We start from the raw sequence: 15870 nt of genomic DNA, 5'->3' as shown, positions 1-15870 counted from the left end.
GCCATTACAGTACCTTGGGTATTCTTAGTGTTATATCCGCGTTGATTTAAACCGCCGGGCGAACCCCTAACGTATGGCAGATGGCATAGCTCATTTCCGCACGGTTAAGCGTGTAGAAGTGGAAATCTTTTACCCCTTCGCGGCTTAATATCTTCACCATATCCATCGCAATATTAGCACCGACCATCTTGCGCGTTTCCGGGTCATCATCCAACCCGGCAAACATACTGCTCATCCAGTTTGGCACCCGCACGTTAGTCATGGTGGCAAAGCGCTGTAGTTGTTTGAAATTGGAGACGGGCAGAATACCCGGCACAATTTCCACATCAATACCGGTCGCCACGCAACGGTCACGAAAACGCAGATAGCTTTCTACATCAAAGAAAAATTGGGTTATAGCACGGTTAGCACCCGCATCAATTTTGTGTTTGAGGTTGATCAAATCTGCCTGGGCACTTTTTGCTTCTGGATGAACTTCTGGATAAGCCGCTACCGAAATATCAAAATCGCCAACACTTTTCAGCAGCGTGACCAAGTCGGCAGCATACATTTCAGGTTTGCCACTATCCGGGGGTAAATCACCGCGCAGAGCGACAATATGACGAATACCGCTATTCCAGTAATCAGTGGCAATATCAATAAGCTGTGATGGAGTAGCATCAATACAGGTTAAGTGCGGGGCGGCAACCAGGCCAGTGCGCTCTTTAATCCCTTTGATGATGCTATGGGTGCGATCACGTTCACCTGAGTTGGCACCGTAAGTAACGGAAACAAATTTGGGTTTGAGGCTGCTCAGGCGATCAATCGATTGCCACAAGGTCTCTTCCATCTCGCTGGTACGCGGAGGGAAAAACTCGAACGACACATTAATCTGGCCATTTAACTCTGCCAAACTCTGATTCAGCGCTTCCCGCTGGTTTGCGTGAAAAAAACTCATTCCCTGCCCGCCTCTTATCTCAATATCGCCAAATAAGCGTCTATACGTTTAGACGTCTAAAGAGAAAATGCCGGATGTTGCCTGAAGAGTCAACAGGAAAGTAAGCGTAAGACGATGATTAATTCTCACGCTATGTGAAAAAATTTCATGTTCGGGGTCACAAGCGCCATCATTCAAGTGGCGAGGATAGCCCTGGCAGCTTGAATGACGACGGATAGGGCGACTTAAAGTAACTGTGCCAAACGGTTAAGATCAGACTGAATGGCCCCGGCGGTAACATCGCGCCCAGCCCCTGGGCCACGGATCACCAGTGGGTTATCCCGATACCAACGGCTTTCAATGGCAAACACGTTGTCACAAGGCAACAGCGAAGCCAGTGGATGTTCTGGTCGCACCGCCTCAACCCCCACACGTGCTTTACCATTGGCATCGAAACGCGCCACGTGACGCAGCACCAAGCCCATTTCGTTGGCGGCTTCATAACGCTGCAACATTTGCTGATTCAGGGTATCGCCGTTTTCAAAAAACTGATCGATAGAACCTTGCTCGGCACCTGCTGGCACCAACGATTCAACACGAACCTGGTTAGGCTCCAGGTCATAACCCGCTTCCCGCGCCAGGATCACCAGTTTGCGCATCACATCCTGCCCCGACAAATCAGCCCGCGGGTCCGGTTCCGTCAGTCCTTGCTGCCAGGCCTGATCCACCAGTTCAGTGAAGGGCACCGTGCCGTCAAACTGCAGGAATAACCAAGAGAGGGTACCGGAGAAAACACCACTGATCGCCAAGATACTGTCACCGCTGTCGCGCAGATCGCGTACCGCATAATTCACCGGCAACCCGGCACCCACCGTGGCGTTATACAACCAGTGACGCCCGGTCTTGGCAAACGCATCACGCACCTGACGGTAATTGGCACCACTGGACGCCCCGGCAAGTTTATTGGCGCTGATCACATGAAAACCATAGCTGGCAAAATCCAGATACTGATCCGCCAGATTGCCACTGGCAGTGACATCAAGGACCACCAAATCGTCAAACGGGTGTGCTCGCATCCACAAGAACAGGGATTCTTCATCCAACTGCTGGGCTTCTTCGTCAAAGAACGCTAACGCACGGCTGGCATCCAGCCCCTGGTAATCCAGTAAACTGCGACTGCTATCCACCACCCCCGCCAGAATAAATTCAAAGCCACTGCGCGCAGAGAGGTTGGTCTGCTCACGAGCAAACAATTCCAACCAACGCGAGCCGATATTACCCTTGCCAAACAACACCAGCCCAATGCGCTTTTCCGCTCGGAACAGCGTCTGGTGCAAGCCCTGAATCAACAGACTGGTGGGCCCCTGGCGTAATACAGCTACCAGGCTGATGCCATCCTCTGCTTGCCAGATAAATTCTACCGGTTGATCTTTCAATTGCTGATAGAAGCGATGGCTATGCAGCGGATTCTTACCAACGCCAGCGCCGACCAACGCCACCAGCGCCAAGCCTTCACGCAGTTGCAAGGTACCGGGCAACCCCGCAGCCTTTAAGATGTCCAGCGCACTCCCCGCCACTTCCGAGGTATAGCACAATTGGATCAGACTACGATCGGGGTGCAGCCCCACCGCCAAGGGTTTTATCTGTGCACGCTTGAGCACCAGTTCCAACTCTTGCCGCCCCAGCTTGAAGTCACGCTGCGGAGCGACACTGAACTCAATCAGGCAAACATCATCATGGCTGGTGACTATCTTGGCACCAGTACCGGAGGCCAACACACGTTCAATACGTGTCGAGCCCTGCTCAGGTTGGTAGCTACAACGTAGTTGTAAATCAATATCGCTGCCAGATACCGGCTGCAATGTCCGGGTATGCAGAACCGGCGCTGCCAAACGTGCCAATTCGCTGGCTTCATCCAGACGCAACAGCGGCAACAGGCAGGCATCTTTCACTTTGCGCGGATCAGCACTGTAAACACCCGCGACATCGCTCCAGATAGTGACCCGCTCTACGCCCACCAATGCACCAACTTGCGTTGCAGAATAGTCACTACCATTACGCCCGAGCAACACCGTTTCACCGGCGTCATTACGCGAGATAAAGCCAGTCACCACCAGGCGCTTGCCTGGGTGCTGTGCCAACAGTTGCTGCAACAGTGGATAAGAGCGGCCTTCATCCACCTGCGGTTGTGCAGCACGTTCAGCGCGCAAGAAATCACGGGCATCTAGCCATATCGCCTGCATATCCTGCTGGTTCAATACGGCGGCCATCAGCCGGGCAGACCAGATTTCCCCATGCCCCACCACTTCGGCATAGGCAGCATCGTCAACGTGACCATCCAGCAAAATGGCCAAACGCTCAAGATCGCGGATAAACTCGTCAACCAATGGCTGTGAACGCTCAGGTGGTAATAAACCCCTGATCAGTTCACTGTGATAATGGCGCAGCGTCTGCTGCACCTGATGTGCCGCCAAGCGATCACTCTGGCTTAGTTTTAACCAGTTGATCAGTTGATTCGTCGTGCTACCGGCAGCCGAAACCACCATCAGGTCGCCAGGTCGGCTATATTCCGCCATAATCCCGGCAACCCGTGAATAACACTTCACATCAGCCAGACTACTGCCACCAAATTTATGTAGCTGCCGCCCACTCACCGGTCCTGCTACCGCAATTGCATTCATGCTTACCTCGTTGCCGCTGCCTGGAAGGCTTGTTCCAGATCACTAATCAAATCTTCGCTGTCTTCAATACCCACAGAAACACGTAACAAACTGTCAGAAATGCCAGCAGCGGCGCGCGCTTCTGGTGCCATCCCGGCATGGGTCATGGTCGCCGCATGTGAGATCAGGCTTTCTACCCCACCCAGTGATTCCGCCAAAGTAAACAGTTGCAGCGCAGAGAGAAAACGGCGTAACAACGCCTCATCACCATCAAGCTCAAAGCTGAGCATGGCACCAAACCCGCGCTGCTGGCGGCAGGCAATCTCATGGCCTGGGTTTTCCGGCAAGGAAGGATGATACAACTTTTTAACCAAGGGTTGCTGTTGCAGATAACTGACAATTGCTTCGGCATTATGCTGTGCGGCTTTGATTCGTGGTGATAAAGTCCTTATGCCACGCAATAACAGATAGCTATCGAATGCCGCCCCGGTCACGCCGATATTGTTCGCCCACCAAGCCAGTTCCACCGCCAGTTCCGGATCCTTGGCAATCACCGCGCCGGCCACCACATCGGAGTGACCATTCAGGTACTTGGTACAAGAATGCACCACCAGATCAGCCCCCAGTGCCAGTGGCTGTTGCAAGGCAGGGCTGAGGAAAGTGTTGTCGACAACCGCCAATGCCCCCACCTGGTGTGCGGCTTGGCAGATTGCCGCGATATCCACCACGCGTAATAACGGGTTACTGGGCGTTTCGATTAATACCATTTTCGGTTTTTGTGCCAATGCCTGCTGTAATGCAACGGGGTTGCTCTGATCAACAAACAACACCTGATAAGCACCACGTTTGCTGAGGCTATCAAACAGACGGTAACTGCCACCATAGCAGTCATGCGGTGCCACCAGCAGGTCACCAGGCTTGAGCAATACCGTCGTCACCAGATGGATCGCTGACATACCACTTCCCGTCATCACCGCACCGGCTCCTCCTTCCAGTTCTGCCAGCGCACGTTGCACCACATCACGGGTCGGGTTTCCACGGCGTGAATAATCATGAGCACGAGGTTGGTTGAAGTCGATGAAATTGTAAGTACTTGAAAGATGGATCGGTGGGACAACACAACCGTACTGCTCATCATCGTTCAGGCCGCTACGCACGGCAATCGTGGCTGGTTTATGTGTCATAGGGTATCTCGGCTCTCGGAAAGTGGGAGAATGAAGCCTAAAGATTAACCCCAGCAGAAATAGACGTCAATACATCTAGCCATCTAAACTTCTTTGCGTATAGATTGAGCAAAAAGAAAATACCCGCTAACATTGTACTTCTATTCGGATATTGTACTTCTATTCGGATTTATTCAGGTTGCAGAACAGAAGCGCAATCGGTTTTTAAACTGTACTGCCGCTCCCCCGCGAGGAATGAGCCAGATAACGCAACCAACACCACGACCCCTTGCAGTATGAAGGGTATCGGTGGGATAGAGATTTCATCGATACTATTCAATGACCTTTGTCGTGTAAAATTGATATTTATTGAGTGAGAACAACGAAAATCGGGCATAATTGGCTGGTTTTTAGAATTTTGTAATTTCCAAACAAATCTTAAGGTGTCCCATGGCTGAGTGGAACGGCGAGTATGTCAGCCCTTACGCTGAACACGGTAAAAAAAGCGAGCAAGTAAAAAAAATCACGGTATCCATTCCGCTGAAGGTCTTGAAGATCCTGACTGATGAACGGACCCGCCGCCAGGTCAACAATCTGCGCCACGCGACAAACAGCGAATTGCTATGCGAAGCATTTCTACATGCTTTTACTGGTCAGCCATTACCCGATGATGAAGATCTGCGTAAAGAGCGGAGTGATGAAATCCCGGAAGTCGCAAAAGTGCTGATGCGTGAATTAGGGGTAGATCCTGATACCTGGGAATATTGATAGCCTAGCCAACAGACAAAAATGCAAAAGGCGCCAAAGGCGCCTTTTGTCTGACTGCAAGAAAACTTACTTCTTGCTGCCTGGTACGCTGAAACGCTTGTTGAAACGGTCAACGCGACCACCGGAAGCAACATCACGCTGCTTACCAGTATAGAACGGGTGGCATTCGCCACAAACGTCCAGGTTCAGATTATGACCCACAGTAGAGCGGATCTTGATCACATTACCGCAAGAGCAGTTCGCAGTAACTTCTTCGTATTTTGGGTGAATACCTTTTTGCATGGGGGAACCTCAGTTAAGGCCGTGTCGCTATCCAGCCGTGTTCCGCCAGACACCACACGTAGTTAATCATCATATTTGATATGGAATTATATCAAAGGCGGCAAATTATACAGAATAAAATATACTGCGCAATCGGATCCGTACATTTGGCGGCCTACAGTGTAAACTAGCCCGCATCTTTTGCCCTCTGGATAGCCACATGCCTGTTGTACACGTTGCTCTGCCGGTTCCTCTTGCCCGCACCTTTGATTATCTGCTGCCAGCAGGCCAGCAGCCAGTCTGTGGCGCGCGGGTCAGTGTCCCTTGGGGAAAACAACGGGCAATAGGCATTATCACCGGTTATAGCGAAAGCAGCGAACTGCCCTTGGAGAAGCTCAAGTCTATCGACACGCTGTTAGACAACGATTCGCTGTTCTCTGCCAGCCTGTGGCATATCTTACTCTGGGCCAGTGAATACTATCATTACCCCATTGGTGAAGTGCTGTTCCATGCATTACCCATTCTGCTGCGCCAGGGCAAACCGGCAGAAAGCGAGCCGCTATGGCAATGGATCGCCACTGAACAAGGGCGAGCCACACCACTGGAGAGCCTCAAGCGCGCCCCGAAACAGCAACAAGCACTGGCAGCACTACTGCAACAACCGATATATCGCCACCAGATCAATGAATTGGCACTGACAGAAAGCGCACTTCAAGCGCTACGGGTCAAAGACTTGGCGGTGCTACGTGCGCAAGTGATACCGAAACAAGATTGGCGGCCAAACTTTAAAGTCCTGGGGGAGCGGCTCAGGCTCAATACCGAGCAAGCCACCGCCGTAGGGGCGATTCGCAGTGAAGATGATCAATTTGCCGCCTGGTTGTTGGCGGGGATCACCGGCTCCGGTAAAACGGAGGTTTACCTCAGCGTGTTGGAAAACATCCTGGCGAAAGGCAGGCAGGCTCTGGTACTGGTTCCTGAGATCGGCCTGACACCGCAAACCATTGCCCGCTTTCGTGAACGTTTTAACGCACCGGTGGACGTACTGCATTCCGGGCTGAACGACAGCGAACGACTGGCGGTGTGGCTAAGGGCGCGCAGCGGCGAAACCGCCATCGTTATTGGCACTCGCTCGGCGTTGTTCACCCCCTTTTCTCAGCTTGGCATTGTTATCATCGACGAAGAACACGACAGCTCTTATAAACAGCAAGAGGGCTGGCGCTATCACGCGCGTGATCTCGCCGTATTCCGTGCTCGGGAAGAGGGCATCCCCATCGTGATGGGCACGGCAACACCGGCGTTGGAAACACTGCACAATGTACAATTAGGCAAATATCGCCAACTCAAATTGACCCAGCGAGCGGGTAATGCTAAAGCCGCTAACCAGCATCTGATCGATTTGAAAGGCCTACCACTGAAAGTCGGGCTTTCTCAACCGCTGTTGAAAAGCATGCAGCACCATCTGAAGAACGGTAATCAGGTGATGCTGTTTCTTAACCGACGCGGATATGCCCCGGCGTTATTGTGTCATGAATGCGGCTGGATCGCCGAATGCCAGCGCTGTGACCATTACTACACCCTCCACCAGAATCATCGCCAATTACGCTGCCACCACTGCGATAGCCAGCGCCCAGTACCACACCAATGCCCACAATGTGGCTCAACCCATCTGGTCGCCATTGGCGTGGGCACGGAACAGTTGGAACACGAGCTAGTCACACTGTTCCCGGAAACCGCCATCACTCGAATTGATCGCGATACCACCAGCCGCAAAGGCTCACTGGAACAGCATCTGACGGATATTCAACGCGGTGGTCCGCGCATCCTGATCGGAACGCAAATGCTGGCAAAAGGTCACCACTTTCCCGATGTCACACTGGTTGCACTGCTGGACGTAGATGGTGCGCTATTCTCGGCAGACTTCCGTTCCGCCGAGCGTTTCGCCCAACTTTATACTCAAGTTTCCGGCCGCGCCGGGCGAGCAGGCAAGCAGGGTGAAGTACTGCTGCAAACCCACCACCCGGAACATCCGTTACTGCAAACTCTGCTGCAACAAGGTTACGATGCTTTTGCCAAGCAAGCGTTGGCTGAACGCCAAAGTGTCTTCCTGCCCCCCTATACCAACCACATCATCGTGCGTTCGGAAGATCACGACAATCAACAGGCACCACTGTTCCTGCAACAATTACGCAATCTGCTGGAAGCCAGCCCACTGAAAGATAACTCGTTGTGGGTGATGGGCCCGGTTCCTGCATTGCAAGCCAAACGTGGGGGCCGTTTCCGTTGGCAATTACTGTTACAACACCCTTCCCGACGTCTGTTACAGCAGTTGTTCAAAAACACCTTGCCGTTGATTGATACGTTGCCACAAGCACGTAAAGTGAAATGGACGTTGGACGTTGACCCCAGCGATAGTTGAGTTGAAAACAACCAGGTTGAGCGGGGTAAGGCAGAGGTTAATCTTACCAATTTGCGATCTAACACGGGAAAACCTTCCCGTATCACACTTTTTATGCAAATTAAGCAATAAAAGCAGACCGTAATCTGTTTATACTCAAGTTTATTCAAGTAACCTATAGCAGTAATGCCAGGAGGGGATGAGTCACTGAAGGCCCCCAGCGTAGATGGCGCGACCAAACCGTCACACCACCAAACGCCTGCTTGATGAAATAGCTGAAGTAACTGCGTTGACTTAGGGATAATGCAAGGAGAGAGGCGTTGCAACACAAGAAAGAATTGCCCATGGCCACCATGAAGGACGTTGCCGATATGGCCGGTGTTTCAACTGCAACCGTGTCGCGTGCGCTGATGAACCCGGAAAAGGTCTCAACATCAACACGCCAGAAAGTAGAACAGGCTGTGTTAGCCGTAGGTTACTCCCCTCACACTCTGTCACGTAATATCAAACGCAATGAGTCCCGCACCATTCTGGTCATCGTCCCTGATATCTGCGATCCGTTTTTTGCCGATGTGATCCAGGGAATCGAACAGACTGCGGTGCAACAGGGCTATCTGGTACTGATAGGCGATTGTGCCCAACAGAACCAACAGGAAAGAACCTTCGTCAATCTGATCATCACCAAACAGATTGATGGCATGTTGCTGCTTGGCTCCAATCTCCCTTTTGATGCGGGCAAAGAAGAGCAGCGCAATCTCCCACCGATGGTGATGGCCAATGAATTTGCACCGGAACTGGAACTGCCCACCGTTCATATCGACAACCTGACCGCCGCCTTTGAAGCGGTACATTATCTACAGCAATTGGGCCATAAGCAGATAGCTTGCATCGCCGGGCCAGAGCAGATGCCACTCAGCCATTATCGGCTACAGGGCTATATCCAGGCATTACGCCGCAATGGCATTAATATCGAAAGTAGTTATATTACCCGTGGTGATTTTACTTATGAGGCAGGTGCACAGGCATTAGCCTCGTTGATGGCACTGTCGAAACCACCCACGGCAATCTTTTGCCATAATGATGTCATGGCCATTGGTGCGCTCTCCCAGGCTAAAAAAATGGGTCTGCGGGTACCACAAGACTTGTCCATTATCGGCTTCGACGATATAAAACAGGCACAGTATTGTGACCCACCCCTGACGACAGTGGCACAGCCTCGTTTTCAGATTGGTCAGCAGGCCATGCTGCTGCTGTTGGAACAATTGCATGGGCAGGTGGTTAACAGCGGTTCCCGGCTTTTAGACAGTGAATTGATCATCAGAGGCAGCACCGCCGCTCTTAAATGCTAGTCAAATATTTTTGAGTTAAGTAACATGACTAATCAGACGCCTGTCTGACCGGCGTCTGAATGATTTAAGCGTGATTTAAGCATGATTGTTGCGGTCATTTTATCAGCGCAGCCCTGTGGGGCAAACCCGCAGAATGTCGCCTTTTAGTGACCGAAAAATAGCCTATACTCAAGCAATTCGAAGTAGAACGGGTACATACACAGCCCATTGAAGTTGCAGGTCGGTGGTAAACAAACAGACGCGGAACCCGCTACTCTGGTGAGTAGTCAAGGGCATAAACCCAGTCACCGCGCGACAGCCTGCAAGATAACGGTAAACCAATAGGCCTTAACTTTAATCAGGATACAGCGGAATTATAGTGGCACAAAGAGACTATGTAGGCCGAGGGCGCTCAGGACCCGCGCGACGCAAGGCCCCCAGCCGTAAAAGACGCAATTCCCCGGGAGTATCTAAAACCATGGTGACGCTGGCGGTTGCCCTGCTGGTTGTCTTTATCGGTGGCCTCTATTTTATTACCCATAACAAACCAGGGGATGCACCACTGATTCCTGCGCATGGGAATCACCCGGCGAATAGCCTGCCACCAAAACCGGAAGAGCGCTGGCGTTACATCAAAGAACTGGAGAATCGCCAGATTGGTGTCCAGTCACCCACCCAGCCAACCGCCGGTGGTGAAGTGAATTCCAAAACTCAAATAACCAATGAACAGCGCCAACTGCTCGAGCAAATGCAAGCTGATATGCAGCAGCGGCCAACGCAGTTGTCTGAAGTGCCTTACAATGCCCCATCACAGGTGCGCAACACTGAACATCCGCAGTCAGCACCACAACAGTCAGCACCACAACAACAGGTAACGCAGCAACCCCGTAACCCATTCAACAATGGCGATAGTGCGGTTCAGCCACAGCCTGTGCAGCAGCCAAAACCAGTGGTGACGCCACCTAAGCCGGTTACCCCACCAGCTCAAACCCGACAGGTGGAACCGAAGCCACAACCGAAACCAGAAACCAAGCCACAAGAAACCGCCAAGCAGGACAACAAGCCTGAGTCGAAGCAGAAGTGGATGATACAGTGTGGCTCATTCCACGCCACTGAGCAGGCGGAATCGGTACGAGCACAATTAGCGTTTAGCGGTGTCGAAAGTCGTATCACTGCTGGTGGTGGCTGGAACCGTGTGATGCTTGGGCCATATAGTACCCGTGCCGCAGCAGACAAAGCCCTGGCTCGTTTAAAAGGCATGGGGATGTCAGATTGTATTCCTCTTGCGGTTGGGGGTTGAAAAATGTCAACCATCCCCCATCTCTATTCGGTGGTCGTCTCCCTTTATTACCCGTGAACAGCACGGTTAACCAAGAGGTACGGCCAGGTTCATTCAACTGGTAGACAGGTGGCAACTCGGTAGTCAATGGTTCAAGACGGATTAGAACCCCACTGGCACTACAGCGGCCCCGCCACTTGAATGACAGCGAGTCTATACTCTCAATATTATTCCCCGTCGCTTCTGCTCCCACAGAGCGACGGGGGCTTTTTCCCTCGGCAATAAGGGTTTGCTCGTGACAACAATTGTAAGTGTACGCCGCAATGGCCAGGTAGTGATCGGGGGCGATGGTCAGGCCACTCTGGGCAATACCGTGATGAAGGGTAATGTCAAAAAAGTTCGCCGCCTATATAACGATAAAGTGATTGCTGGTTTCGCTGGCGGAACCGCTGATGCCTTCACCCTGTTCGAACTGTTCGAGCGCAAGCTGGAGATGCACCAAGGCCATCTGGTGAAAGCCGCAGTTGAACTGGCAAAAGACTGGCGTACTGACCGTATGCTGCGCAAACTGGAAGCGCTGTTAGCGGTTGCAGATGAAAATGCTTCATTGATCATTACCGGTAACGGTGATGTGATTCAGCCAGAAAATGATTTGATTGCAATCGGTTCCGGTGGCCCCTATGCCCAGTCGGCTGCTCGCGCACTGTTGGAAAATACTGAATTGAACGCCCGCGAAATTGTAGAGAAATCTCTCTGTATCGCTGGAGACATCTGTATTTACACCAACCATTTCCACACTATTGAAGAATTACCTTCCAAAGCGTAAGGATCGAATAACATGTCTGAAATGACCCCGCGCGAGATCGTCAGTGAACTGGACAGTCACATTATTGGCCAGAAACAAGCCAAACGTGCTGTTGCCATTGCCCTGCGTAATCGCTGGCGCCGTATGCAACTGAATGAAATGTTGCGTCATGAAGTGACCCCGAAAAATATCCTGATGATCGGCCCAACGGGTGTCGGTAAAACCGAAATCGCCCGTCGCCTGGCCAAATTGGCTAATGCGCCGTTCCTCAAAGTAGAAGCGACCAAATTCACTGAAGTAGGTTATGTGGGTAAGGAAGTTGACTCTATCATCCGCGATCTCACCGATGCTGCGGTAAAAATGGTACGTCTGCAATCCATCGAAAAAAACCGCATTCGCGCCGAAGAACTGGCTGAAGAACGCATTCTCGATGTCCTGATCCCACCAGCGAAAAACAACTGGGGTCAGTCAGAAGAGCAAAGTGAACCCTCTGCCGCACGCCAGGTATTTCGTAAGAAACTGCGTGAAGGTCAGTTGGACGATAAAGAGATCGACATTGACCTGGCGAGCGCCCCTATCGGGGTAGAAATCATGGCACCGCCGGGTATGGAAGAGATGACCAACCAACTGCAATCCATGTTCCAGAATCTCGGTGGGCAGAAGCAAAAACCACGCAAGCTGAAGATCAAGGATGCTTTAAAACTGTTGGTGGAAGAAGAAGCCGCCAAGTTGGTCAGCCCGGAAGAATTAAAACAGCAAGCGATAGAAGCCGTTGAGCAACATGGTATTGTCTTTATCGACGAGATCGACAAAATCTGTAAGCGCAGCGGCCAAAGCTCCGGCCCTGACGTCTCCCGTGAAGGAGTACAACGTGACCTGCTGCCACTGGTGGAAGGTTGTACCGTGTCAACCAAGCACGGTATGGTGAAAACCGACCATATTCTGTTTATTGCCTCCGGTGCATTCCAAACTGCCAGCCCTGCCGATCTGATCCCGGAATTACAAGGGCGCCTGCCGATCCGTGTGGAGTTGCAAGCGCTGACCAGCGAAGATTTTGAACGCATCCTGACGGAACCGAGCGCATCGCTGACGGAACAATATAAAGCCTTAATGGCAACCGAAGGTGTCACCATCGAGTTCACCACCGATGGCATCCGCCGTATCGCTGAAGCAGCCTGGCAGGTGAACGAAAGCACCGAAAATATCGGCGCACGTCGTCTACACACGGTACTAGAGCGGTTGATGGAGGATATTTCTTTCGATGCCAGTGAAAGTAATGGCCAATCGTTTACCATTGATGCCGATTATGTGCGTAGTCACCTGGATGAACTGGTCGCGGATGAAGATCTGAGTCGTTTTATCCTGTAATCAGTTTGCTGTATTATTGCACTGCTAGTTATCTATGTGGGAGGTCTAACCTCCCACATCTGTTTTTATCAGGCATCATCTGTTGACTTACTGAAGTGAAAAATGAGCTTATTAACCACTACATCGGCCAAAGCCTGGCTGGAAAGTTTGCGGCCACGAACATTACCCTTGGCCTTTGCCTCCATCGTTGTTGGTTCTGCTATCGCGGCTTGGCAAGATAGCCTGAAACCGGTCGTGGCATTGTTGGCTCTACTCACCGCCGGTCTACTGCAGATACTCTCCAACCTGGCCAATGACTATGGTGATGCGATTAAGGGTAGTGATAAAGAAGACCGCATTGGTCCATTACGCGGTATGCAAAAAGGCATCATTACCCAAAGTCAGATGAAGCGAGCATTGGTGCTGACGGTAATTATGGTGGTTATTTCAGGCAGTTGGCTGATTGCCGTTGCCTGCGATACGCTGAGTGATGTAGTGGGATTCCTGATCCTGGGTGGGTTGGCGATCATTGCTGCCATTGCCTATACCGTTGGTAACAAGCCCTACGGTTATATGGGATTGGGGGATATTTCAGTATTGATATTCTTCGGCTGGCTCAGTGTGGCTGGCAGTTACTATCTGCAAACGCACACCTTCGACAGCATCGTTATGCTGCCAGCAACCGCCTGCGGACTATTAGCCACAGCGGTACTGAACATCAATAATCTACGGGATATCGAAAGCGACCGTGCCAACGGTAAAAATACCCTGGCCGTCCACCTTGGCCCACAGAAAGCACGTTACTATTATGTTTCACTACTAATGGGTGCCATGCTGTGCTTTGCTTTGTTTGCTCTGTTTAATTTGCACAGCTTATGGGGCTGGCTGTTTATATTTGCTATTCCGGCTCTATTCCGACACGGCCTACGCGTGCTACGTGACCCTACAACCACAGGTATGCGCCCACTTATGGGGCAGATAGTCAAAATCGCCTTGTTAGCCAATGTGCTATTTGCCATCGGGGTGGTTCTCAGTTAACGGGTATTCACCTGAATGCCGTGATGATTTTGCCAACAGGGCGAATAAAGGGATATACTGATTATTCCAGCGGCAAACCGACGTAAAATACGATGAAATACGATACTTCCGAACTTTGTGATATCTACCAGGAAGAGGTCAACGTAGTTGAGCCTCTGTTCTCTAATTTTGGCGGGCGTACTTCATTTGGCGGTCAAATTACTACCGTGAAATGCTTTGAGGATAACGGCCTGTTGTTTGAACTGCTCGAAGAAAATGGTCTTGGTCGTGTGTTGTTGATTGATGGTGGCGGCTCAGTACGCCGTGCATTAATCAATGCGGAATTGGCTCGTCTGGCGGTTCAGAACGCCTGGGAAGGTATCGTGGTTTATGGTGCGGTACGCCAGGTGGACGACTTATCCGAGTTGGACATTGGTATTCAAGCCATGGCCGCTATTCCTGCAGGTGCAGCCAGTGATGGCATTGGTGAGAGCGATATCCGCGTTAACTTTGGCGGTGTCACTTTCTTCTCTGGCGACCATCTCTACGCTGATAATACCGGCATCATCCTTTCTGAAGATCCGCTCGATATCGAGTAACCAACGAAGGGTGGTTAGTACCATGCTGGCCAGGTTCATTACACTCACTCAAGTTGCTGGCAAGTGGCAACTTGAGTCATAGTGGCTATTAAACCTATCACGCCAGACCTTGATCCCAGAATACACTGGGTGAACCTTCAATATCCCACTTCACCATAGCGATCTCGGTGCTCCTTCGGCGTCATGTCATAGCCTTTCTTAAATACAGAATAGAAATACTGTAGCGAAGGGTAACCGCACATTTGTGAAATTTCGTTGATTGACAACGAGGTGGCGGTGAGCAAATTGCGGGCGCGGTCCAGTTTCTCTTCATGAATCACATTATGGATGGTTTGGCCGGTTTCATCTTTGAAGCGTTTTTCCAGATTAGAGCGCGACATGCCCACGGCATCCAGCACCTGTTCCACCTTGATCCCTTTGCAGGCGTGGTAACGAATATAGTGCATCGCCTGGATCACCGCCGGGTCACGCAAGGAGCGGAAATCGGTAGAACGCCGCGCGATAACCTTCACCGGTGGCACCAGGATCCGTTGCAATGGCAGTTGCCGCTGATCAAGGAGCTGATGCAATAACTTGGCAGCCCGGTAACCCATCTGCCGGGTTCCCTGCACCACCGAAGAGAGTGCCACCCGTGAGAGGTAACGGGTCAACTCTTCGTTATCGATACCAATCACACAGAGTTTTTCTGGCACCGGTATATCCAAATGCTCGCACACCTGCAGCAGATGGCGTGCGCGTGCATCAGTCACTGCAATAATCCCGGTTTGCTGAGGCAGTGTTTGTACCCAGTCCGCCAACCGGTTCTGCGCGTATTGCCAGTTTTCAGGGGCCGTTTCCATCCCTTGATACACCACCCCTTGATACTGTTCTGCCGCTACCAACTGGCGGAAGGCATACTCACGCTCTTGTGCCCAACGTTTGCCCACGGCGACCGGCAAACCATAGAAGGCGAAGCGGTTCAACCCCTTCTCTTTCAGATGCATAAACGCCGCTTCCACCAGGGCGTTGTTATCGGTGGCAATGTAATGCACTGGCGGGTAATCCTGTTGGCGATTGTAAGACCCGCCAACACCGACAATCGGCACATTGACGTTGTGTAACGATTGCTCAATCTTCCGATCATCAAAATCAGCGATGACGCCATCTCCTAAGCAATCTTTGATATTATCGATACGGCAACGAAAATCCTCTTCGATAAAAATATCCCAGTCACTTTGTGATGCCTGCAAATACTCCCCAACCCCCTCCACCACCTGGCGGTCATACACTTTATTGGCATTGAACAGCAGAGTAATACGGTAGCGTTTCTTGAACATGGGCTTCCCTAGAAAT

Annotated in this window: 13 protein-coding genes; 8 read left to right on the top strand and 5 right to left on the bottom strand. The window is 51.4% G+C overall.

Annotation, left to right across the window (positions count from 1 at the left end; all coding sequences use genetic code 11):
• Positions 1-46: 46 nt before the first annotated feature.
• From metF to metB, 3 genes are all read right to left on the bottom strand, one after another.
• Complete coding sequence (gene metF, locus ACX9GV_RS18665) at positions 47-937, bottom strand: methylenetetrahydrofolate reductase (RefSeq protein WP_023490853.1); 891 nt, start codon at positions 935-937, stop codon at positions 47-49.
• 224 nt (positions 938-1161) lie between these two features.
• On the bottom strand, positions 1162-3597 hold the full coding sequence (locus tag ACX9GV_RS18660) for a bifunctional aspartate kinase/homoserine dehydrogenase II (protein ID WP_473196500.1): 2436 nt from the start codon (positions 3595-3597) through the stop codon (positions 1162-1164).
• A 2-nt stretch (positions 3598-3599) separates the two neighbouring features.
• Positions 3600-4760, bottom strand: coding sequence for a cystathionine gamma-synthase (gene metB / locus ACX9GV_RS18655; RefSeq protein ID WP_023490851.1), 1161 nt, complete (start codon positions 4758-4760; stop codon positions 3600-3602).
• Between the two features lie 429 nt (positions 4761-5189).
• On the opposite strand from metB, the gene metJ reads away from it, so the two are divergent.
• Complete coding sequence (gene metJ, locus ACX9GV_RS18650; protein WP_023490850.1) at positions 5190-5507, top strand: met regulon transcriptional regulator MetJ; 318 nt, start codon at positions 5190-5192, stop codon at positions 5505-5507.
• Positions 5508-5573: 66 nt separating this feature from the next.
• Here metJ and rpmE read toward each other — a convergent pair whose 3' ends face one another.
• The gene (gene rpmE / locus ACX9GV_RS18645) at positions 5574-5789 is read right to left on the bottom strand and encodes a 50S ribosomal protein L31 (protein WP_023490849.1); all 216 of its coding nucleotides are present in this window, start codon (positions 5787-5789) and stop codon (positions 5574-5576) included.
• A 199-nt stretch (positions 5790-5988) separates the two neighbouring features.
• On the opposite strand from rpmE, the gene priA reads away from it, so the two are divergent.
• From priA to rraA, 7 genes are all read left to right on the top strand, one after another.
• A complete protein-coding gene (priA, locus tag ACX9GV_RS18640; RefSeq protein WP_473196499.1) occupies positions 5989-8184 on the top strand; it encodes a primosomal protein N' in 2196 nt (731 codons plus the stop codon).
• Between the two features lie 299 nt (positions 8185-8483).
• Positions 8484-9512 carry a DNA-binding transcriptional regulator CytR gene (gene cytR / locus ACX9GV_RS18635; protein WP_473196498.1) on the top strand — a complete coding sequence of 343 codons (1029 nt, stop codon included), beginning with the start codon at positions 8484-8486 and terminating at the stop codon, positions 9510-9512.
• A gap of 358 nt (positions 9513-9870) precedes the next feature.
• The gene (gene ftsN / locus ACX9GV_RS18630; protein WP_473196497.1) at positions 9871-10791 is read left to right on the top strand and encodes a cell division protein FtsN; all 921 of its coding nucleotides are present in this window, start codon (positions 9871-9873) and stop codon (positions 10789-10791) included.
• A gap of 274 nt (positions 10792-11065) precedes the next feature.
• Positions 11066-11596 (top strand): ATP-dependent protease subunit HslV, encoded by a 531-nt coding sequence (gene hslV, locus ACX9GV_RS18625; RefSeq protein WP_023490845.1) that lies wholly within the window; start codon positions 11066-11068, stop codon positions 11594-11596.
• A 12-nt stretch (positions 11597-11608) separates the two neighbouring features.
• Positions 11609-12943: an HslU--HslV peptidase ATPase subunit gene (gene hslU, locus ACX9GV_RS18620; RefSeq protein ID WP_473196496.1), complete on the top strand. Its 1335-nt coding sequence runs from the start codon at positions 11609-11611 to the stop codon at positions 12941-12943.
• A 102-nt stretch (positions 12944-13045) separates the two neighbouring features.
• Positions 13046-13960 carry a 1,4-dihydroxy-2-naphthoate polyprenyltransferase gene (locus tag ACX9GV_RS18615; protein WP_023490843.1) on the top strand — a complete coding sequence of 305 codons (915 nt, stop codon included), beginning with the start codon at positions 13046-13048 and terminating at the stop codon, positions 13958-13960.
• A gap of 92 nt (positions 13961-14052) precedes the next feature.
• Positions 14053-14538 carry a ribonuclease E activity regulator RraA gene (gene rraA, locus ACX9GV_RS18610; protein ID WP_023490842.1) on the top strand — a complete coding sequence of 162 codons (486 nt, stop codon included), beginning with the start codon at positions 14053-14055 and terminating at the stop codon, positions 14536-14538.
• A gap of 137 nt (positions 14539-14675) precedes the next feature.
• On the opposite strand, the gene xylR is transcribed toward rraA, so the two are convergent.
• A complete protein-coding gene (gene xylR / locus ACX9GV_RS18605) occupies positions 14676-15854 on the bottom strand; it encodes a D-xylose utilization transcriptional activator XylR (protein ID WP_473196495.1) in 1179 nt (392 codons plus the stop codon).
• Positions 15855-15870: the final 16 nt, after the last annotated feature.

The organism is Serratia sp. 25CWL12 (assembly GCF_055790885.1).
The sequence above is the reverse complement of the archived record's forward strand: the minus strand, read 5'-3'. Positions and strand labels throughout refer to the sequence as shown.